The organism is Streptomyces sp. NPDC030893, assembly GCF_055571535.1.
Genome location: NZ_JBVIFC010000017.1, coordinates 34,763 through 54,674, shown reverse-complemented (window position 1 = coordinate 54,674; position 19,912 = coordinate 34,763). Strand labels below are relative to the sequence as shown.

Annotated in this window: 20 protein-coding genes; 11 read left to right on the top strand and 9 right to left on the bottom strand. The window is 70.8% G+C overall.

Annotated features, from left to right (window positions below; all coding sequences use genetic code 11):
* Positions 1 to 98 precede the first annotated feature (98 nt).
* Both ACZ434_RS27040 and ACZ434_RS27035 read left to right on the top strand, forming a co-directional pair.
* Positions 99 to 821 carry a GntR family transcriptional regulator gene (locus ACZ434_RS27040; RefSeq protein WP_468460248.1) on the top strand — a complete coding sequence of 241 codons (723 nt, stop codon included), beginning with the start codon at positions 99 to 101 and terminating at the stop codon, positions 819 to 821.
* 477 nt (positions 822 to 1,298) lie between these two features.
* Entirely contained in the window at positions 1,299 to 2,555 is a 1,257-nt protein-coding gene (locus ACZ434_RS27035; protein ID WP_468460246.1) for a serine hydrolase domain-containing protein, read from the top strand.
* A gap of 172 nt (positions 2,556 to 2,727) precedes the next feature.
* Here the strand turns inward: ACZ434_RS27035 and ACZ434_RS27030 are convergent, their stop codons facing one another.
* The 3 genes from ACZ434_RS27030 to ACZ434_RS27020 all read right to left on the bottom strand — a co-directional run bounded on the left by ACZ434_RS27030 (position 2,728) and on the right by ACZ434_RS27020 (position 4,820).
* Positions 2,728 to 3,099, bottom strand: a complete 372-nt coding sequence (locus ACZ434_RS27030) for a hypothetical protein (RefSeq protein WP_468460244.1) — start codon at positions 3,097 to 3,099, stop codon at positions 2,728 to 2,730.
* Positions 3,100 to 3,153: 54 nt separating this feature from the next.
* Positions 3,154 to 3,621, bottom strand: coding sequence for a hypothetical protein (locus tag ACZ434_RS27025; protein ID WP_468460242.1), 468 nt, complete (start codon positions 3,619 to 3,621; stop codon positions 3,154 to 3,156).
* A gap of 104 nt (positions 3,622 to 3,725) precedes the next feature.
* Positions 3,726 to 4,820, bottom strand: a complete 1,095-nt coding sequence (locus ACZ434_RS27020) for a winged helix DNA-binding domain-containing protein (RefSeq protein WP_468460240.1) — start codon at positions 4,818 to 4,820, stop codon at positions 3,726 to 3,728.
* A gap of 298 nt (positions 4,821 to 5,118) precedes the next feature.
* Here ACZ434_RS27020 and ACZ434_RS27015 point away from each other — a divergent pair, with 298 nt between their 5' ends.
* Positions 5,119 to 5,319, top strand: a complete 201-nt coding sequence (locus tag ACZ434_RS27015) for a hypothetical protein (RefSeq protein ID WP_468460238.1) — start codon at positions 5,119 to 5,121, stop codon at positions 5,317 to 5,319.
* A gap of 131 nt (positions 5,320 to 5,450) precedes the next feature.
* Positions 5,451 to 6,221: a nucleotidyltransferase family protein gene (locus ACZ434_RS27010; RefSeq protein WP_468460236.1), complete on the top strand. Its 771-nt coding sequence runs from the start codon at positions 5,451 to 5,453 to the stop codon at positions 6,219 to 6,221.
* A 136-nt stretch (positions 6,222 to 6,357) separates the two neighbouring features.
* Here the strand turns inward: ACZ434_RS27010 and ACZ434_RS27005 are convergent, their stop codons facing one another.
* The 3 genes from ACZ434_RS27005 to ACZ434_RS26995 are packed head-to-tail and all read right to left on the bottom strand — an operon-like array spanning position 6,358 to position 9,225.
* Complete coding sequence (locus tag ACZ434_RS27005) at positions 6,358 to 7,050, bottom strand: response regulator (RefSeq protein WP_468460234.1); 693 nt, start codon at positions 7,048 to 7,050, stop codon at positions 6,358 to 6,360.
* Between the two features lie 5 nt (positions 7,051 to 7,055).
* Positions 7,056 to 8,303, bottom strand: a complete 1,248-nt coding sequence (locus ACZ434_RS27000) for a sensor histidine kinase (RefSeq protein ID WP_468460232.1) — start codon at positions 8,301 to 8,303, stop codon at positions 7,056 to 7,058.
* Positions 8,304 to 8,328: 25 nt separating this feature from the next.
* Positions 8,329 to 9,225 (bottom strand): lysostaphin resistance A-like protein, encoded by an 897-nt coding sequence (locus tag ACZ434_RS26995; RefSeq protein ID WP_468460230.1) that lies wholly within the window; start codon positions 9,223 to 9,225, stop codon positions 8,329 to 8,331.
* 294 nt (positions 9,226 to 9,519) lie between these two features.
* Between ACZ434_RS26995 and ACZ434_RS26990 the strand changes: the two genes are divergently transcribed.
* Positions 9,520 to 10,584: a YncE family protein gene (locus tag ACZ434_RS26990; protein WP_468460228.1), complete on the top strand. Its 1,065-nt coding sequence runs from the start codon at positions 9,520 to 9,522 to the stop codon at positions 10,582 to 10,584.
* Positions 10,585 to 10,596: 12 nt separating this feature from the next.
* Positions 10,597 to 10,968 (top strand): hypothetical protein, encoded by a 372-nt coding sequence (locus tag ACZ434_RS26985; RefSeq protein ID WP_468460226.1) that lies wholly within the window; start codon positions 10,597 to 10,599, stop codon positions 10,966 to 10,968.
* A 61-nt stretch (positions 10,969 to 11,029) separates the two neighbouring features.
* Here the strand turns inward: ACZ434_RS26985 and ACZ434_RS26980 are convergent, their stop codons facing one another.
* From ACZ434_RS26980 to ACZ434_RS26970, 3 genes are read right to left on the bottom strand one after another with little or no spacing between them, the layout of a single operon-like run.
* The gene (locus ACZ434_RS26980; RefSeq protein WP_468460224.1) at positions 11,030 to 11,371 is read right to left on the bottom strand and encodes a hypothetical protein; all 342 of its coding nucleotides are present in this window, start codon (positions 11,369 to 11,371) and stop codon (positions 11,030 to 11,032) included.
* Entirely contained in the window at positions 11,371 to 12,861 is a 1,491-nt protein-coding gene (locus ACZ434_RS26975) for a molybdopterin-dependent oxidoreductase (protein WP_468460222.1), read from the bottom strand. The genes ACZ434_RS26980 and ACZ434_RS26975 overlap by 1 nt, the downstream gene beginning before the upstream one ends.
* A 35-nt stretch (positions 12,862 to 12,896) precedes the next feature.
* Entirely contained in the window at positions 12,897 to 13,394 is a 498-nt protein-coding gene (locus tag ACZ434_RS26970; RefSeq protein WP_468460220.1) for a hypothetical protein, read from the bottom strand.
* 275 nt (positions 13,395 to 13,669) lie between these two features.
* On the opposite strand from ACZ434_RS26970, the gene ACZ434_RS26965 reads away from it, so the two are divergent.
* From ACZ434_RS26965 to ACZ434_RS26945, 5 genes are all read left to right on the top strand, one after another.
* Entirely contained in the window at positions 13,670 to 15,475 is a 1,806-nt protein-coding gene (locus ACZ434_RS26965; RefSeq protein ID WP_468460218.1) for a thiamine pyrophosphate-requiring protein, read from the top strand.
* Positions 15,472 to 16,533: an SDR family oxidoreductase gene (locus ACZ434_RS26960; RefSeq protein ID WP_468460216.1), complete on the top strand. Its 1,062-nt coding sequence runs from the start codon at positions 15,472 to 15,474 to the stop codon at positions 16,531 to 16,533. Before ACZ434_RS26965 ends, ACZ434_RS26960 begins: the two co-directional genes overlap by 4 nt.
* Before the next feature lie 16 nt (positions 16,534 to 16,549).
* Positions 16,550 to 18,331, top strand: coding sequence for a glycoside hydrolase family 15 protein (locus ACZ434_RS26955; RefSeq protein WP_468460214.1), 1,782 nt, complete (start codon positions 16,550 to 16,552; stop codon positions 18,329 to 18,331).
* 168 nt (positions 18,332 to 18,499) lie between these two features.
* Positions 18,500 to 18,748, top strand: a complete 249-nt coding sequence (locus tag ACZ434_RS26950) for a hypothetical protein (protein ID WP_468460212.1) — start codon at positions 18,500 to 18,502, stop codon at positions 18,746 to 18,748.
* Positions 18,748 to 19,887 carry an enolase C-terminal domain-like protein gene (locus tag ACZ434_RS26945; RefSeq protein WP_468460210.1) on the top strand — a complete coding sequence of 380 codons (1,140 nt, stop codon included), beginning with the start codon at positions 18,748 to 18,750 and terminating at the stop codon, positions 19,885 to 19,887. Before ACZ434_RS26950 ends, ACZ434_RS26945 begins: the two co-directional genes overlap by 1 nt.
* Positions 19,888 to 19,912 lie beyond the last annotated feature (25 nt).

Sequence of the window (19,912 nt, the reverse complement as noted above, 5' to 3'; positions counted from 1 at the left end):
GTTCAGTATTCGAGTGGCCGAAGCACTCCCGCTACGGTTCGCAGTGCACTAGTGTGCTCCCACTGACAGCACGTCAACTCAACGGAGGGGCGCGCCTTATGCCCAGTCCCAAGACGTTCACGAAGATCGCGGACCACTTCCGGGAGCGCATCCTGTCGGGTGAACTCGAGCCGGGCACCAAGCTGCCGACGAACCGGGAGATCGCCGGCCAGTGGCAGGCCGCGGCCGCCACCGTCTCCCGCGCCCTGCAGGCCCTCCAGGTGGAGAACTTCATCCGCACCACCCCCCGGGGCACCTACGTCGCCGACGACCCTCGCTGGACGCTGTCGGCGCGGGACCGGCTGGCCCGGGTCCAGCGGGTGAAGTCGTTCCTGGCCGAGGGCGAGACAAGCCGAGTCACGGCTGCCGAACTGATCACCCCACCGCTGTACGTGGCGGAGATCTTCGATCTTGAGCCCGGGGACCAGGTGGTGCGGCGCGAGTGGCTGGCGGGCCGGGGCAAGACCCGGACCGTGTTCGCCGTGACCTGGTACCCGGCCCCGTTCGCCGCTCTCGTACCGGACCTGCTGAACACCGCCCCGGGCCGCAATCACGGGCTGTCCGCCCGAGTCCTGGAAGCCACCGGGCGCACGATCACCCACGCCCGCGACGACATGCACGCCCGTTCTGCCGACGCCCGGGAGGGGAGCGCGCTGGGGCTGCCGGTCGGCTCCCCGATCCTGGCCGGCGCCCACCGATGGTCGGATGCGGAGGGGGTCATCGAGTACGGGGAGTGGTGTCTACCGCCCCGGTTCACCATGGGCTACGAGTACCACCCCTGACCGGACCTCGCGCACGAGCAGCCTGGAACCGGGTGCCAGAGCACCGGAGTAGGTTCTTCTCTGAACTACGCGTGCAGCGGCTAGCGCGGAGGGAGGGTGAGGGCTGCCCCTCAATGCCGCTGTACCGTCTTCGGGAGTGGACCACGGGCAGACGGCGGGAAGTCCTCGCTGCTGAGAACCGGGCTGCTGCCGGCGTTACATCGGGAGCTCTCCCCGTGCCGGGCTCACACCGCTGGCCGGTTCTTGTCACGCACCCTGGCGGCCGCCCCGTGGACGACTTAAGACGTAAAGGGTAATCCGCCTAGATCAAACGCCCTCTCAGAACTCACCGTCACGCGTTGCTGCTCTCACCCGGCACCATCAGCAGGGGTGCGGCAAGGAGGGCGGTGGGCGCCGGGTGGTAGGGGGCCAGCACCACCCCCGTCCGGGCTGCTAGCCGGATGGTCCGCGGCGCCGGCCCTCCGTAGTGTTCCGGACATGGAGATCACGAAGAGTGCGCGGTGGGGCCGGTCCGGACGGTGGCGTGCGGGGCTGGCCGTGGCCGGGGTCGCCGCAATCGGGACCGTATCGCTTCTCGGGCCGGGCACCACGGCCGAGGCCATGGGCGCCGGCGGCGGGGACGCGCGGTCGCGGCTGCAGCGGGACGCGGACGCGGTACGGGACACGGGGGCCACCGGGCTGACGGTGCTCGCCCGGGACGCGGCCGGGCGCGAGACGCAGGCCCGGTCCGGCACCGCGAGCCTGAAGGACGGGGGCCGGGTGCCCTTCGACGCCTACTACCGCATCGGCAGCGACACCAAGACCTTCACAGCCGTGGCCGCGCTCCAGCTCGTCGGCGAGGGCACGCTGAGCCTGGACGACACCGTCGAACAGTGGCTGCCCGGGGTGGTCGCCGGCAACGGCAACGACGGCAGCCGCGTCACCCTGCGCAACCTGCTCCAGCACACCAGCGGCCTGGCCAATTACACGGACATCGCCTTCGAGGACCCGGCGGAGCTGACGCCCGAGCGCTTCCACGCACAGCGGTTCCGCTCGCAGACCCCCGAGGAGCAGGTCGCCGTGGCGATGGAGCGCGCCCCCGGCTGGCTGCCGGACGCGGACGATCCGGGCGCCGAGACGCAGTGGGCGTACTCCAACACCAACTACGTGCTGCTCGGGATGGTCATCGAGAAGGCCACTGGCAACCCCTGGGCGCAGGAGGTGCACGACCGGATCATCGAGCCGCTGGGACTGCGCCGCACACTCATTCCGGACACCTCGCCGTACGTGCCGATGCCGACGGCCGCCGGGTACACGCAGTTCCCCGGCCGGGACGACCTCACCGACACCACGCTGGCCGTGGGCGGCGGCGCGGACGGCGGCATCATCAGCACCACCCGCGACATGAACACCTTCCTGCGCGCCCTGATGGGCGGCCGGCTGCTGCCGCCGGAGCAGCTGAAGCAGATGCGCACCACCGTCCCGGCACCCGGCTACGCCACCGACGGCAGGGCCCGCTACGGGCTCGGCCTCGCCTGGCGCCCGGCCAAGGGCTGCGGGGGCGGGATCTGGTACCACGGCGGCACGTCCTTCGGTACCGCCTCCGAGACCGCCGTCACGCCCGACGGCCGGGTGTCGGCCGCGGCCGCTGTCTTCACCACGCGTTTCGGTGACGAGAAGCGCTTCCTCGAGCAGGCGGAGGCCGCGGTCCGCCTGCTGGACCGGGCGGTGTGCGGCGACCGGAAGCGCGGGTGACCCCGCCGCCCTCGACGCGGACACGCGGGTAGCGCCCGGTCCCTGAGCACCCCCGGTCCCTGAGCACCTCACGAACCACCGGCTGAACACCTCGCCAGCTCTCTTCAGACTGCTCCGTACTCTGATCCCAGGTCTTGGCTGGGCAGCCCTCGGGGCGTGTACCGAGTCGTGTTCAAGCCGGGGGTTCATCCTCGCGCTGGAGCGATTTCAGGAAGTCGATCAGGCTTCCGAGCATCCTCTCGAACTCATGGGCACTCATCCGGCAGTCCTCGAACTGCCCGTACATGTCCCCGAGTTCGATCTCGTCCGGCCCTACGCGCCTGACCTGCGCGCTCGTGGTCGCCAGGGAGTAGTCGTCGCCGAACTCCTTGGCCATGCGCCGCCACTGGCGCAGATAATCCTCCGCGGAAGCGGCCGAGTCGCCGAAGGGAATCAGCACGGTCTCCACGGCGAGCCGCACGTTCTCCGGCACGCCGGAGGGGGCGGCGGCGACGACCATACCGTCCTCATCCACCGTGAAGGACCACTCGTCGGTGCCCGTCATCAGGACCCTCCCTGGGAAAAAATGGTGGACAAGGCAAGACCGTGTGCTTGTTGCCTATGACCCGTTCGAGCAGACGGTCTCGGTCCAGGTCGCCCGGAGGTCCCGGCAGACGACGGTGAGTGTGCCGTCCCAGCAGGCGATCTCGTGGCTGCAGCCGTCCCTGTGCGGCAGGATCTCGTCGAGGATCACCGTCCCGAGGTCCGTTCCCCGAGCGTCGTCGGCGGGATCGACGACGAAGCCGGACACCCCTGTGTAGCGGATCAGCAGATCTTGGTCGTGTTTCCAGCAGTTGTGCTGGAACTCGGCCTCCATCTCCTCAGCACCGGCGCCCCGGACGGCCCGCAGCGTCAGGTCCTTCACACATCGCCTGCTGCGGAAGTCGTAGTGGTCCGTGTCGGTGGCGAAAGCCCGGGCGCCCGGCGGCAGGTCACCTGAGACGGAGGGGAGGTGGCTCAGGTAGCGGGCCGGGTCCAGGACTCCTGACAGGCCGTTCACCCGCGCGTCGAGATCGACGTACCGCATCGGCCTTCGCCCCACTCACTGCTTCCACCAGCCGACGGATCGTCACGCATACTCACCCGATGATGGCACGGCGCCGGGCATGAAGTCGGTGAACGGGTGTCATTTCAGGTGAGGTCCGCGATCTGGATCGTGTCGATGCTCTGATCCAGGAAGATGGCCAGCTTCTGGCCCTCCTCCTTCAGGTCTTGTCTTTCGGACCGGGTCAGGTCGCGTAGAGGACTGATGGTGAGGTGGCGGCCGTTGGTGTCCCACGTGGCGGCGACGCGGCCGTCGATGAGGACGGCGCGTTGTCCTGCGACGGAGAGACCACGGTGTGCGTCGTCGATGATGCGGCTGCGGTCCTGGTAGCCGAGGATCGCGTTGTCGAAGGCAGGGAGGAAGCGGACCGGTGCGGGGGTGTCGGGGTGCGGGCGGGGTGCGCCGGGCAGGTCGAGGAGTTGGCGGCCGCTTTCGTCGCGGAAGGTGATGAGGTCGCCGCGGAGGGCTTGGACGGCGGCGGGCAGCCCGGCCAGACCGCTCCAGGCGCGGATGTCCGCGGTGCCGGCGGGGCCGAAGGCGGCCAGGTACCGCAGGACGAGCTGTTGTCCGACCGGATCGCCCGGATCCGTGGGCAGAGGGGCGACGGGCTGGTGCAGCCAGGTGGACAGCGGAAGGTTGCGGACACCCGCGGTGCTCTTCCACAGCCCCCTGGGAGGAAGCTGGGCCATGGGGATGAGCGCGGCGACGAGAAGTTCGCCCAGCGCCCGGCGGGGCGGCGTGGGCCAGCGGTCGCGGAGAGCGTCGACGAGCTCGCCCATGGCGCGCGGCCGGTCGTCGGCCATGACGGCCCGGCCCGCGGCACTCAGTTCGTCCAGGTCGATGCCCGCGAGTTCGCGACGGTAGGCGGACAGGCCCCGTTGACGCAGCATGGCGTCGTGACGAGCGCGCCAGGCAAGCGCGTCGGTGGCGGTGACGAGGTGGACGGTGCGGCGCATGAGATGGGTGCGCACGACTTGGCGACCGGTGACCAGGGTGTCCAGGTCGGCGGGTGCGAACGCCCCGAGGCGCGACCACAGGCCGGTGAAGGGTTCCTGAGGAGCCTGGGCCTGTAGTCCGGCCAGGTGGGCCACTGCATCGAGGGGAGCGCAGTCCTGACGTTCGAGAAGGTACTGGCGGGCGAGAGTGGCTCGGTTGAGGTCGCGCTGGGTCAGGATGTTCATCGTCTCGGGCTCCGGTGTACTGCTGTCGGGACGGGGCGGGGCGTGCGGCCGCTGCGGGGTGCTCGCCCCGGGGTGGGTCAGCTGTCGCCCTGCTCGTACGGCACGCCGAAGGCACGTCGTAGGCCATGACGGGGAAGCCGTGTCGGCGAGGAACTGACCCCACATCAACCAGTCCGCCTTGAGACGGACTGGTAGAAGTCCAGCGCCTGACGGGCCGAGCCGCGGAAGCGCAGAAGCGTGGTGGTGGTAACGGACACGGGCTGCTCCTACCTGGAAGGCGCTGGTCGAGGTGCAGAGCATGGCACCCGTAGAGGACAGGTTCTGTCCTGTTACGACGCACTGCGCGGGTGCGGGAGAGCACCCGCGGACCGCCTTCGGCGACCCGGACGCCTACGCGGTGCAGGCCGCCGAGCGGCTGGTGCCGCCGGACCAGGCGATGCGCGCCAGGCGGCACGACAACGTAGTGGACCGCCTCGACTCCGTACTCAGGGGTCTTTGAGAAGTGCCGAGGTGGGAGGCGGTTGGCCTGCTGAGTGCCGGCTTGCTGCCCGGCGCCGGGCGGGCTGCGTCGCGGTGCCCCTGGCTGTAGGGGATGGAGCGCGGCCCGCCGGTACCGTACGCTTCGCATTCGTGTCGTTACTCACGGATGATGTGGATGGTGAGGGCATCGGCCCGAGCGGCGTGTGTCAGGCGGTGATCCTGGCCGGCGGCGTCGGAAGCCGGATGCAGCCGCTCACGCTGACCAGACCGAAGGCCATGGTCGAGGTGCACGGCACACCGATCCTGCGACATCAACTCGACTGGCTCGCCGAGTCCGGAGTGGAGCGGGTCGTCATCTCCGCGGGCCACCGGGCGCAGGTGATCAGTGACTACCTCCGCGCCTGCCGGTTGCCCATGCGCACGGATGTGGTGGTCGAGAGACGGCCCCTGGGCCGGGGCGGGGGGCTGAAGCTGGCCGCTGCTGCGCTGGACCGGCCCGACCAGCCGTGGCTGGCGATGTACGGGGACATCTGGACACGGTTCCCGCTCACCGCGATGTTCGCTCACCACCAGCGGCACGCCATGCTGGCCACGGTCGCCCTTGCCCGTCCCTGGCTGCCCAGAGGCAGAGTCGACTGTGACGAACTGGGCCGGGTGACCGCACTCGCCTCGCAGGCACCTGTGCCGCTGCGGGTCAACGGCGGCGTCTTCGTCTTCGATTCCCAGGTGGTGCGGATGCTGCCGGACGAAGGCGACCATGAGACGTCGACTCTTCCCCGGCTGACCCGGGCGCGGCAGCTGATGGGTTACCCGGTGGACAATTTGTGGCGGGCCCTCAACACGCCACGCGATGTGTACGACGTCGAACGCGAGATCGCTGCCCAGGCCCAGGCCCAGGGGCGGTGCGGGGAGAGGGTGTGACACCCACGGGACAGGCTCGGCCCCAGGTCCGCACCCAGGGTCTTTGAGAAGTGCCGAGGTGGGACACCGGTCTTGCCCTTGGCCGATGTCCCATGCCGACGTTGTCGCGCTGTACGGGGCACACGCACGTGCCGGCTCACGGTGTGCCGGACACCAGCCCGATCCGGTAGGCGAGGACGACGGCCTGGACGCGGTCGCGCAGGGCGAGTTTCGCCAGGATGCGGGACACGTAGGTCTTGACGGTCTCGGGCGTGATGAACATCGCCGCGGCGATCTCCGCGTTCGACAGCCCCTCGGCGATCAGTTGGAGCACTTCCAGCTCGCGGGGGGTCAGTGCGCGTACGACGTCCTGCCGGGCCGGCCGGGAGGTGTCGGCCGGTCGCAGGTGCTGGGCGAAGTGGCCGATGAGGTGGCGGGTGACGGCGGGTGCCAGCAGGGCCTCGCCCCGGGCGACGGTCCGTATGCCGCTGACCAGCTCCGCCGGAGGCGAGTCCTTGAGGAGGAAGCCGCTCGCTCCGGCGCGCAACGCGTCGTAGACGTAGGCGTCGACGTTGAACGTGGTGACGACCAGTACCTTCGGCGCGCCTTCGGTATCGGGGCCGGCGAGCTGCCGCGTCGCCTGGATGCCGTCGAGCAGGGGCATCCGGATGTCCATCACGACCACGTCGGGGCGCAGCCGCCGCGCGGCCCGAACCGCCTCGTGGCCGTTCTCGGCCTCCCCGACGACCTCCATGTCGGGCTGCGAGGAGAAGATGGTGACGTAGCCGGTCCGTACCAGCGCCTGGTCGTCGCAGACGAGTACACGGATCGGCGGCGGCGCGTCGCTCAACGGGGTCACTCCTGAAGGGGCTTGGACGGAATCGTGGCGCGGACCTCGAACCCGCCTCCGGGCCGGGAGCCGGCCTCCAGTTCACCATCGAGCATCCGCACCCGTGTACGCAGCCCGGCCAGCCCACGTCCGCCCGCGGGACCCGGCTTCCGCGCGACCGGTGCGGCAGTCGCTCCGCCGGCGGGTCCGTCGGTGGATCCGTCGGTGGTCACCTCGATCTCGATGAGCTCGTCGCCGCCGTGCCGGAGCAGGACCCGTGTCGGCTTCCCGGCGGCGTACTTCATGGCGTTGGTGAGCGCCTCCTGCACCACCCGGTACGCGGCCAGCTCCACGTCGACGCTCTGCGGCCGCCGCTCGCCCTGCTCGCTGAACTCGACCGGCTGACCCGACCTGCGGGCCTGCTCGACCAGGTCCCCCACCCGTCCGAGGGCGGGCGCCCGGCCCGCGTCCGCCGGGTCCGCGGACGCCGACTCGCCGGTCGCCTCCAGGACACCGAGCAGGTACCGCAGTTCCGTCAGCGCCCGACGGCCGGTGTCGCTCACGGCCGTCAGTCCCTCGCCGGCGCGTTCCGGCGCGGACGTGAGCAGGAACTGCGCCGCGTCGGCCTGGACCACCATGGCCGTCACGTGGTGGGTGACCACGTCGTGCAGTTCGCGGGCGATCCGGGCCCGCTCGGCGGCCGTGGCCACCTCGGCGGCCAGCCGCCGCCGCTGCGCCTCCTCCGCCCGCCGCGTACGCACCATGCTCCCCACCAGCCAGGACGCGACCAGCGCCAGAGAGAACCCGAGATAGTCCGGTATCGCGTTCGGTGAGCCCAGGCGGTCCAGGACGACGGCCAGCCCGGCGTAACCCGCGCTCGCCACGACGGCCAGACCGCGGCGGAAGCGGACCTGGTGGGCCCCGGCGGAGTACAGGGCCAGATACAGTCCCATGCTCGCGAACGTCGTCGCGAAGCCCATCGCCTGGTGCACGGCGAACGCGCCCGCGATGACGGCCAGACAGGCCGCGGGCCACCTGCGGCGGACCGTCAGCGGCACGGTCTGGGCCAGGGCCAGCCCGACGCTCAGCACGTTCGCCGACCGCTCGGGCAGATCGCCGATCTGCGCGCCGATCGGGGACAGGGTCGGTACGAAGGCCAGCAGGGTGAGCGTCAGGGCGAGGACGCCGTCCTTGAGGAGAACATCCCGCTCCCTCCACCGGTCGAGCGACGCCCGGAGCAGCGGCATACTCCAGGGAGTCTGACGGGACATCATTTCGGTTTCCTCCAGCCGGCCTGTCTCAACGGCCCGCGGGTCGGCGGGACTTGATGCCACCGTTCCGGTGGGCGCGGACGAGCATCGGAACGGCGATGGCGACGCCCATCAGGATGGGCATGATCGATGCCTCCAGACCGAAGCTGCCACCGGTCAGGAGGGCGGAGCCGTGGACGTCGACATCGAACAGACCCTCGGGGGCGTGTCCGGAGACCGGGATGCCGAGCAGCTGCTGCGTGGTGTTCCAGGCGAAGTGCAGCCCCACGACGAACCAGATGTTACGCCGCCACAGGAACGCGGCTCCGAGCAGGACGCCCGCCTCCAGAGCGATCGCCAGTCCGCTCCACGCGTTCGCGCCCGGGGCTCCCAGGTGGGCGACACCGAAGAACAGCGAGGTGATCGCGATGGCGGCCCAACTGCCCCAGAGCTTCTCAAGGGCCTGCAGGGCGAGACCGCGGAACAGCAACTCCTCGGTGACCGCGGCGCCGATCTGCACCGCGACCGCGGTCCCGACGACCGACACGAAGCCGTCACCGGCCCAGGAGAACGAGTAGCCTCCGAACGCCGTGATCAGGAGGGCGGAGACCAGGATGAAGCCCAGGCCGATCCCGCCGCCCAGCAGCACCTCGCGGCCGGCCCCGGCCCGGGCGATCTCCGGCGTGGAGCGTCCTGCCACACGGCGCATGACCCACCAGTAGACGGCCACCGCGGCGACCGCGCCCAGCACCGGCACCGGGCCTGGTCCGGTCGCCGTCAGCCCCGAGACCAGGCCGACGCCGACCATGCCCGCGAGCATCCAGCCGATCGGAGAACGAGCGAACCGGCCGAACCGCCCGCGGCCCCCGATCCCGCCCTCGTCGCCGTCGCCGTCCTTGCCCGGGCCGGAGCCTGCGTCGTGTCGTACGGCGGACGTCGTGTCCATGGTGGCCTCCTCGGTAGCGGGTCACCCCTCCGGCGACCTGAGGACCACGCTAGGAATCCGCGGACGTCCGCGAATCACCCGCGCATGGACAGCACTTGTAGCTCTCACGGGGGATGCGCCACCCGTCCCGCGCGCTCCGCCCGTTCCGCCCGTGGCAGGTCGGCTGTCCGGATGGGGCCGGTCGGCTGGCACAGTGCTCCGGCGCGCGATTGCATGGGAGGGCGCGCTCATGGGCACCCCGGGGAGGCAGCGCACGACTGAGGATCTCCTGGGTCGATGTGAACGGAGAGCACGTTGGGCTTTCGAAGGGCGGTGGGCCTGAGCGCGGCGGTCGTTGCGCTGGCGGCGGGCTGCACGGCGGCCGACGCGGCGCCGGACTCGGCTCCTCAGGTGGCCCTTCTGCGGCTGGACGCCCCCGTGCGGGAGCCGATCTGGTCCGAGGAGGCTCGGGGGGTGGTCGCGCTGGCTGAAGCGGAACCGCGGCTCGTCAAGTTCACCCCGGCGTCGTCGGGCGGCCGGCTCACGGCCCGTACCACCGTCTCCGCCCCGCTCCCCGGCCTGGGTGAGAACCTGGCGCCGAGCGCGACGGGCAAGGAGGTGGTGTACGCGCCACGTCCGGGGGCGGGCCGGGTCGAGGTCGTCGATGTCGGAACGCTGCGGGTGGAGGGGTCGTTGCGGGCGGGAGAGTCGCCTTCCTTCGTAGCTGTCGACACGGGTGCGGATGTGCTGCTGGCGCTGTCCGAGAACGGCTCCACCGTCACGGGGGTGGACGTGCAGCCGGATCCCGGCGAGGACCCCACCGTCGTGACCCGCAACGAGGTCCGGCTCGGCCCGGCAGGTCAGGTCGCGGGCCCCGTCCGCGGACGCCTCATCGAGTTCCACACCGTCGGCCCGGACCTGGTCAGCCACTACAAGGGGGCCGTGGACGAGGTGAAGAAGACCGCCGCCATCGCCTTCCGGGCCGAGACGGCGATCGGCGACCTGGTCAAGGTCAGCCGGCTCTACGCCGCGGAGAAGGGCACGGACCGTCTCGTCGCGATCGACAGCTCACCCGGTGGTGACGAGCTCATGGTCGTGGCCCGAGCCCATCTCGGCAAGCCGGTGCTGCACCTCGGTGTGGACGCGAACCTGCTCTACGCCGCCACCGAGGACCGCCTGGTGGTCCTGGAGACGAACAGCTACGAGGGCTACACGGACGAGAAGTTCACCGTCGTGGAGAGCATCGACTACCGGGCGGCCCTGAAAAATCCCGAGCTGAGGAAGGCACCCGTGTCCGGCCTGGCAGTGGGGCCGGAGCGCGTCTACTTGACTCTGCGAGGGGTCCCGTACGCACTCGGCATCGCCGAACCCGAGCTGTAGAGGCGGCTGGTCATGGGATGGCGCACGTGGCGCACACCGGGCAGGCAGCCTGCACGTCCCGGCGGTGGCTCGGAGCCCGTCATCGGGCCCGGCACGGACGCGGACCTGATGCTGCTCCACGACCAGGTACGGCAACTGCGGGAGCTGGCGGGTGACCCCGGGCGGGCCGGGGACGCGGAACGCGTGTACGACTTCAGCATCAGGTGGGGGGCGTTCCTGCACGGGCGCTTGCCTCGCCTCACGGAGTACGACCGTCGTGGTGCGCTCACGCCGACGCAGCGCAACCGGTTCGCGGATCTGTGCGCCGAGCTACGCGCTGTCGCACCGCTGGCCGAACGACTGGGCCTGGCGGTGCCGCCTCGGGACGGCAACAAGCCGGTATGAGGCCGGCCCGTCAGGCGGCCAGGCGGTCAGGCGGTCAGGAAGAAGTCAGGCAGTCAGGAAGTCAGGAAGTCAGGAAGTCATCGGCGCGCATGATGATGCCGGTCCGGGGGCTGAGACAGTTTCGGCGGCGGCAGGTCAGCCCGATCATGTAGGCATCCCTTTCCTCGTCGAGGAAGAGGAAACCGAGCGGCAGCGCGTCGCCCACGCTCCACCGGCGGCGGTTCCCACAGTTCGGGCAGGCCGGGCGGCGGCGGCGAAGTGCGCTGCGGACCCGGTCACGCTGCTGTTCGTCGAGGGGTGTGATCTCCGGACGCTGTGCCGGCCGCACCGGGGCGCCGGCTGAACGTCGGTGACTGTCCCGGTGCTCGTCGGTGGGCCGGCCGGCGCGGGTCGTGCCGGTCATCAGACTTCCACGTCCTTGTCGTAGAAGACGTTGTCCTCGCGCCAGCCGCCCATGCCTTCGCCGATGTGGGAGTAGTCGGACACGACCTCGATCCGCTCGATCCACTTGGCCATCTTGAAGCCCACTTGCGTTTCCAGCCGCAGCCGCAGCGGGGCGCCGTGCTTGATCGGCAGGGGCCCGCCGTTCATGTCGTAGGCGAGGATGCACTGGGGGTGCTGTGCCAGGCTGAGGTCGATGACTTCGTAGAACTGGCCGGCGCCTTCCGCGCTGGGCTCGTCGCGGCCGGTGTCCTGCATCGTCAGAAAGCACAGGTACCGCGCTCCGGGCATCGGCTCGACCAGGTCGAGCACCGTCTGCAGGGGTACGCCGCCCCATTCGGCGATGCTGGACCAGCCCTGGACGCAGTTGTGCAGCACTCGCTGGGTCTGCGGCCGTCCCAGTGTGCGCAGCTCCTCCAGTGAGAAGGTCATGGGTCTTTCCACGAGCCCGCCGACCTCGAGCCGCCAGTCCGTGAAGCCGTGCACGGCCATCGTCTTGTACTCCAGGGAGCACGGCGGCTTTCCGTTGACCCGGTGCTCCACCGACACCGCGCGGCGCGGGTACGCCTGAGTGGATTTCAACGGCCGCAGCAGCATCCGGCGGACCGCGGTGATGACGGCTCCGAGTCCGCGTTGCACGGTGCGCGGTCGTCTCAGACTGATGACCGTGGCCGCGACGTGGACGGCGGCGACGGCGGCGAGGAGGGCCAGCGACGCTCCGATGGCCCAGTCCGGGTCACGGACGTCACCGAAGATCATCAGGGCGTGGAGTTCCGGCCAGCCCCACACACCGATCATCAGCAGATGTACGGCGATGAACCCGAGGAAGGCCAGCAGGCCCAGGGCATGGAGGCTGCGGGCCGCCTGCCGGCCGCCGAACAGCCGCACGTACCGGGGGAAGCGGGCTTCGATCGCCGGGGACTGGGCGGCGCCGGTCAGGATCTGGAACGGGGCCAGGAGGAAGAGCACAGCCGCGTAGACGACCTTCTGCAGCCCGTCCAGGGGCTGGCCGGGCAGGAGGGGCGGCAGGTTGAAGCTGAGGTAGGTCAGCAGGTCGTTCCATGCGGTGGAGAACAGTGACCAGTCCTGGGGGATGTAGCGGCGCCACTGGCCGGTCGCGAACAGCAGGACGTAATAGACGACACCGGTCAGGACCCAGCCGATGACGCTGATGAAGTGCCAGTGCCGGCCCATCCCCAGGTTCTTGTGGCCCGGCAGGGACACGATCGAGGAATAGGACTCCTCCTCGTCGAGCGTGTCGTAGAGACGGTCCTTCGGCATCGTCCTGCGGGTGAAGCGCGCCCACTCGGTGCCGGGCCGGCTGTCATTGCGCCAGTAGAGCTTGGGATGGGTGGCGATGATCTCGATGCCACTGCGGATGAGCAGCGTGAGGAACAGGACGTTCAGCCAGTGCTCCACCCGCAGCCACACGGGGTAATCCAGCTGCTGCACAGGCACTCCGCCTCACGCGCTGTCGGCTTTCCGGTTCATTCCTGCCAGTCACGGCGATCGGGCGCGGCCACGTTCAGCCCGGTGAGGACCGAGAAGTGCAGTCCGACGAAGAGCCCCGCCAGGGCCATGGAGAGGGTGCCCGGGATGTAGTCCCACCTGCCCTCCAGCTCCCCGAGACCCGGAAGCCCGGCGGTGCGGCTGAACAGGTACACACCGAGCGACACCAGCGACACCACGCTGCCCAGTACCCAGGCGGGACGCCCGCTGCGACGAAGCACGCCCGACGCGAAGAGCCCACCCAGGGCGATACCCGCTGCGGCGAGCACCGCCCCGGCGGTCAGCAGGGCCAGGTACGCCGTGTAAGAGGCCGGCACCGCATGGTGCGTGGTCAAGATCCACAGCTGGACCACGGTGAATCCGAGCAGCAGTCCTACCGCCGACAGTGTGGTGAACACCGGCAGGTTGAAGGCGAAGTACTGGTAGAAGGACAGCGCCTTTGCCGCTCCGGACCACCGGAGCACCGCGCTCGTCACGGCCCGCTCCGTTCCCGCGCATGACTGTGTGGCCGGTGTCCGACCGGTCGTCGTCCGTGGGTGGCGGGCATGTGTCCCAACGTAGGGGCAGCCGTCAGTGACGGCATTCCGACAGCGTCGCGGCACGGCGGGGCTGACGAGTCCCCCGGCCTCCTCTCCCTGTGCAGAGGCCATCGCGAGAAGGGGAACCGAATGAGTGAGTAAAACCCCGTTTACCGGTTTTCAGGGAAGGCACTTGGGAAGCCCGGTACGTCCCCCATGCCCTGGAGAGCGTCATGAGTCAAGTCGCCGACTTTGTCCTGCAGCGCCTGACGGAGTGGGGCGTGCAGCGTGTGTACGGCTATCCGGGTGATGGCATCAACGGCTTGCTCGGCGCGTTCGACCGGGCCGGCGGCAGTCCGGAGTTCATCCAGACGCGGCACGAGGAAATGGCCGCGTTCATGGCCTGCGCCCACGCCAAGTTCACCGGCGAAGTCGGCTGCTGCATCGCCACCTCGGGTCCGGGCGCCGTACACCTCCTCAACGGCCTCTACGACGCGAAGCTCGACCACCAGCCCGTGGTGGCCGTGATCGGCCAGCAGAAGCGGCTCTCCCTCGGCACCCACTACCAGCAGGAGATCGCCCTCGACCAGCTGTTCGCGGACGTCTCCGAGTACTGCCAGATGGTCGTCCACCCGGGCCAGGCCCGTCACGTCATCGACCGTGCCTTCAAGACGGCGCTGACCACGCGGGGCGTGGCCACGATCATCATCCCGAACGACGTGCAGGAGGAGGACGCCATGCCCTCCCCGCCCAGGGCGCACGGATCGGTCTTCTCCAGCGTCGGCTGGAGCCGGCCCCGCGTTCTGCCCGACGAGGGGGAACTGCGCAAGGCCGCCGACGTCCTCAACGCCGGTAAGAAGGTCGCGATGCTGGTCGGCCAGGGCGCCGCGGCAGCGGCCGGCGAAGTCGTGGAGACCGCGGAGCTGCTCGGCGCCGGTGTGGCGAAGGCCCTGCTGGGCCGTGAGGTGCTGCCCGACGACCTGCCGTTCGTCACCGGTCCCATCGGTCTGCTGGGCAGCAAGGCCAGCGACAGCATGATCCAAGGCTGCGACACCCTGCTGATGGTCGGCACGAGCTTCCCGTACTCGGAGTGGCTCCCCGAGGAGGGGCAGGCCCGCGGTGTCGAGATCGACATCGACGGCCGCATGATCGGCATCCGCTACCCCATGGAGGCCCACCTCGTCGGCGACGCCAAGGAGACGCTGAAGGCGCTGATCCCGCTCCTGAAGCGCAAGGAGGACCGCTCCTGGCGGGAGAAGATCGAGAAGGACGTCCGCGAGTGGAATGCGATCTGCGACAAGCGTGCCGGCCAGCACTTCGGCGGTGTGATCAACCCTGAATCGGTGGCCGCGGAGCTCTCTCCGCGCCTGCCCGACGGCGCGATCCTGACGGCCGACTCCGGCTCGGGCACCAACTGGTGGGCACGGCACCTCAAGCTCCGCGACGGCATGCGCGCCTCACTCTCCGGAACTCTGGCGACGATGGGCCCGGGAACGCCGTACGCCATCGCGGCCAGGTTCGCCTACCCGGACCGGCCGGTGATCGCCTTCGTCGGTGACGGGGCGTTCCAGATGAACGGCATGAACGAGATGATCACCGTCAAGCGGTACCTGGACCGCCTGTCCGGCCCCGCACCACTGATCTTCTGCGTCTTCAACAACCAGGACCTCAACCAGGTCACCTGGGAACAGCGCGCCATGGCAGGCGACCCCAAATACCCCGGCTCCCAGGACATCCCCGACGTGCCCTACGCCGCCTACGCCGAACTCCTCGGCCTGAAGGGCATCGTCTGCGACAAGCCGAAGAAGGTCGGAGCCGCCTGGGAAGAGGCCCTGGACTCCGACCGGCCGGTGGTACTGGAGTTCAAGGTCGACGCCCAGATCGCCCCGATCCCCCCGCACATCATGAAGGAACAGGGCAAGAAGGCCGCCAAAGCCGCTGTCCACGACCCGGAGCGGGCCGGGATCGCCGCCAAGGGCATCCGTCAGAAGCTCACCGAGTACGCCGAACACCTCCCCGGCCGCGGAGGCAAGCAGTGAGCCTCCCGAAAGGCTTCGGGCACGGCGGGCCGAAACACCGGGTGGACGGTTCCGCGGTCGTGGTCGTCACCGGCGCCAGCGGAGGTGTCGGCCGGGCCACGGCCCGCGCCTTCGGTGCCCGCGGCTGCTCCGTGGCCCTGCTCGCGCGGGGCAGGCACGCACTGGAGCGGGCGGCCGAAGAGGTCCGGGAGGCCGGAGGGCGGGCGCTGCCCCTGGTGGTGGACGTCTCCGATCCGCAGGCGGTGGACGCCGCCGCGACCCGGACCGAGGACGAGTTCGGGCCGATCGATGTCTGGGTGAACTCCGCGTTCACGACGGTTTTCGCGCCCGTGGCGGAGATCAGGCCCGAGGAACTCAGCCGGGCCACCGAGGTGACCTACTTCGGCTTCGTCCACGGCACCCAGGCGGCCCTGCGGCGCATGACCCCGCGCGACCGCGGCACCATCGTGCAGGTCGGCTCCGCCCTGGCCCAGCGCAGCGTCCCGCTCCAGGCGGTGTACTGCGCGGCCAAGCACGCCATCCAGGGCTTCACCGCAGCCCTGCGCTGCGAGCTGCTGCACGACCGCAGCGGCGTGCGGGTGACCATGGTCCAGATGCCGGGGCTGAACACGCCCCAGTTCAGCTGGGTGCTCACCAGGCTGCCCCGGCACCCGAGGCCGGTGGCTCCCGTCTACCAGCCCGAGGTCGCCGCCCGGGCGGTCCTGTACGCCGCCGACCACCCGGAACGCCGCGAGTACTGGGTCGGCGGCTCCACCGTCGCCACCCTGCTGGGGCAGAAGCTCGTCCCGGGGCTCCTGGACCGCTATCTGGCCCGCACCGGCTACGACGGGCAGCAGACCGACCAGCCCGTCGACCCGTCCCGGCCGGTGAACCTCTACGAGCCGGTGGACGATGCCGCACCCGCCGACTACGGCGCCCACGGCGTCTTCGACGACGAGTCACACCCGCGCAGCCTCCAGTTCTGGCTCTCCCGCCACCGCCGGCCCCTCGCGCTGGCCGCCGCCCTGACCGCGGCAGCCGCAGCGGCCGGGGTCAGGGACCTCCGGCCGACGCGCTGAGGCCGGTGGCACAGCCATGAACGCCGGTTCCCGGAGGACCGCCGCGGCACAGGACCCCGCCGCTGCTCCCTGGGTGCTGCGGGAGTACGGCCTGCTCGCCGACGGGGAACGCGGTGCGCTGGTCGATCCCGAGGGCAGGGTGGTCTGGCTGTGCGCGCCGCGGTGGCACAGTGACGCGGTGTTCAGCGCGCTGATCGGTGGCGCCGGGTACTTCGCGGTGGAGCCCGCCGACCGGTGGCATGTGTGGGGCGGCTACTACGAGGACGGCACCCTCATCCGCGTGAGCCGCTGGGTGACCGCCGACTCCGTCGTCGAGTGCCGTGACGCGTTGGCCATGCCCGCTGCACCGGACCGGCTGGTGCTGCTGCGGCGCATGCGGGTGCGGCGCGGACGGGCGCGGTTGCGGCTGACTCTGGATCCGCGCCCCGGCTTCGGCGCCGACCGCATGACGGACGCCCACGTGGAGGACGGCGTATGGACGGCCCGCGGAGGCGGCCTGCGCCTGCGGCTGCTCGGCGCGGGAATGGCGCGCTGGGCGGCCGGGGGCGGACTGGGCGGCGAGGTGCGGCTGCGGCAGGGCGAGGAGCACGACGTCGTCCTCGAAGCGGCGACAGGGCCGGAGGCGCCCCGCCTGGACCCTGCGGAGTTGTGGCGGGCAACGGAGCAGGAGTGGCGGCGTGCGGTGCCGGACTGTTCGGCACTGGCCGCGCCGCGCGACGCCCGGCACGCGTACGCGGTGCTGCGGGGCCTGACCAGCAGTACGGGCGGCATGGTCGCCGCCGCCACGACGTCGCTGCCGGAGAGGGCCAACACCGGGCGCAGCTACGACTACCGGTACACGTGGCTGCGTGATCAGTGCTATGCGGGCCTGGCGGTGGCCGCGCACGGTCCGCACGAGCTGATGGACAGCGCCGTGCGCTTCACCGCCGAACGCATCCTGGAGGACGGCGAACGGGTCCGGCCCGCCTACACCGTCACCGGCGGGACCGTTCCTGGGGAGCACGCGCTGGGCCTGCCGGGCTATCCGGGCGGCGGCGACCGGGTCGGCAACCACGCGGCCACCCAGTTCCAGCTCGATACGTTCGGGGAAGCGCTGCAGCTGTTCGCGGCCGCGGCCCGCCACGACCGGCTCCCCCCGGAGGCGGAACGGGCGGTGAGGGTGGCGGTGGACGCGGTGGAACGGAACTGGCAGCGGCCCGACGCCGGACTGTGGGAGCTGGAGGACCGGTGGTGGACGCACTCCCGGCTGGGCGTGGCCTGCGGGCTGTCGCACATCGCGGACGTGTTCCCCGGCCCCACAGCGCGGCGCTGCACCCCGCTCTCCGACACGATCATGGCCGAGACACGTCGCCGCTGCCTGCGCGCCGACCGTCGCTGGCGGCGGGCCGCCGACGACGACGGGGCCGATGCCGCCCTGCTGGTACCGCTGGCCCGTGGCTGTCCGAGCCCTGACGACCCCAGCAACGCCGCCACCCGGGCCCATATCGAGGAGGAGCTGGCCGAGGACGGGTACGTCTACCGTTTCAACCACCACGGCGGCCCGCTGGGCCGGGAGGAGGGAGCCTTCCTGCTGTGCGGGTTCACCATGGCCCTGGCCACCCACCATCTGGGAGACCGCGTGGGAGCGTTCCGCTGGTTCGAACGTTCCCGGGCCGCCTGCGGGCCGTCCGGGCTGTTCGCGGAGGAGTACGACGTACGGCAGCGTCAGCTGCGCGGCAACCTGCCCCAGGCGTTCGTCCACGCCCTCCTGCTGGAATGCGCGGTACGGCTCAACGACGCCTCGACGCTGCCACCCTGAGGCCGTCCAGCGCCCCTGCGCGTCGAGCGGGTCGCCCGGCGCAAGGAACGCACCAGCAGCCCGCTTGCCGGACCCGCCCGGGTGGCGCGGCGCCGCACCCTGTTTACGGCACTCGTGCGCGGGTCACCCAGTGAGAACGGGCGAGGGGTGCCTTCGAGGGAGCACGTGATGACACTGGTGGCCGACTTCGTTCCGCGGCGCCTGCCGGAGCGGGGCGTGCCGCGTGTGTACGGCTGTCCGGGTGATGGCATCAACGGCTTGCTCGGCGCGTTCGACCGGGCCGGCGGCAGCCCGGAGGAGCAGGGCAGGAAGGCCGCCGAGGCCGCTGTCCACGACCCGGAGCGGGCCGGGATCGCCACCAAGGGCGTACGTCAGAAGCTCATCGTGTACGCCGAGCACTTCCCCGGACGCCACTGATGGCCGGTGACACGGCAGCGGAGGAGTGCCCGGTCGACGCGGTCGACGTGCACGCCTTCCGGGTCCCCACCGACGGGCCGGACGGCAGGGAACAGGACGGCACCCTGGAGTGGGACTCGACCACGCTGGTGCTGGTGCGGGTGCACGCCGCCGGCAGGACCGGCCTCGGTTACAGCTACGGTGACATCGCGACCGCCCACTTCGTGCGCACGGAACTGGCCCCGGTGATCGAGGGCTCGAGCACCGCATCGCCGGCCGCGCTGTGGCAGCGGATGGCCGCACGGATCCGCAACGCGGGCCGTCCCGGCGTCGGTGCCATGGCCCTGTCCGCCGTCGACGTCGCCCTGTGGGACCTCAAGGCCAGGCTGCTCGGCCTCCCGCTGGTCCACCTCCTCCCGGCATTCCACGAGCGGGTGCCCGTCTACGGCAGCGGCGGTTTCACCAACTACCCCCTGAACCGTCTCACCGACCAGCTCACCGGCTGGGTCGACCAGGGTGTTCCGCGCGTGAAGCTGAAGACCTCACGTGATCCGGAACGCGACGCGGACCGCCTCGACGCCGTACGCGAGGCGCTCGGTGACGGACCGGAACTGTTCACCGACGCCAACGGCGCGCTCGGCCGCAAAGAGGCTCTGTACTGGGCGCACCGGTTCCACGAGGAGTGGGACGTGCGCTGGTTCGAGGAGCCCGTCACCTCCGCCGACCTGGAAGGGCTGCGGATGCTGCGCGAACGCGGCCCGGCGCGTCTGGAGATCGCGGCGGGGGAATACGCCTTCACCACCCAGGACTTCGCCAGCCTCGTCGAACCGCCCGCTGTGGACTGCCTGCAGGCCGACGTCACCCGCTGCGGCGGCATCACCGGCGTACTGGAAGTCGCGGGCCTGTCGGCCGCCCGGCATCTCGACCTGTCCGCGCACTGCGCCCCGGCCGTCTCGGCCCACGCATTCTGCGCGGTGCGCCGGCTGCGGCACCTGGAGTACTTCCACGACCACGTCCGCGTCGAACATCTGCTGTTCGACGGCACCCTGTCACCCGACGGTGGCGCCCTGCGCCCCGACACCGACCGGCCGGGGCTCGGCCTGGACGTCAAATGGGCCGACGCGGAGCCCTACCGCGTGCACGGCGCGCGACCGTCCTGACCAGTCCCCCACCTACGACGAGGAG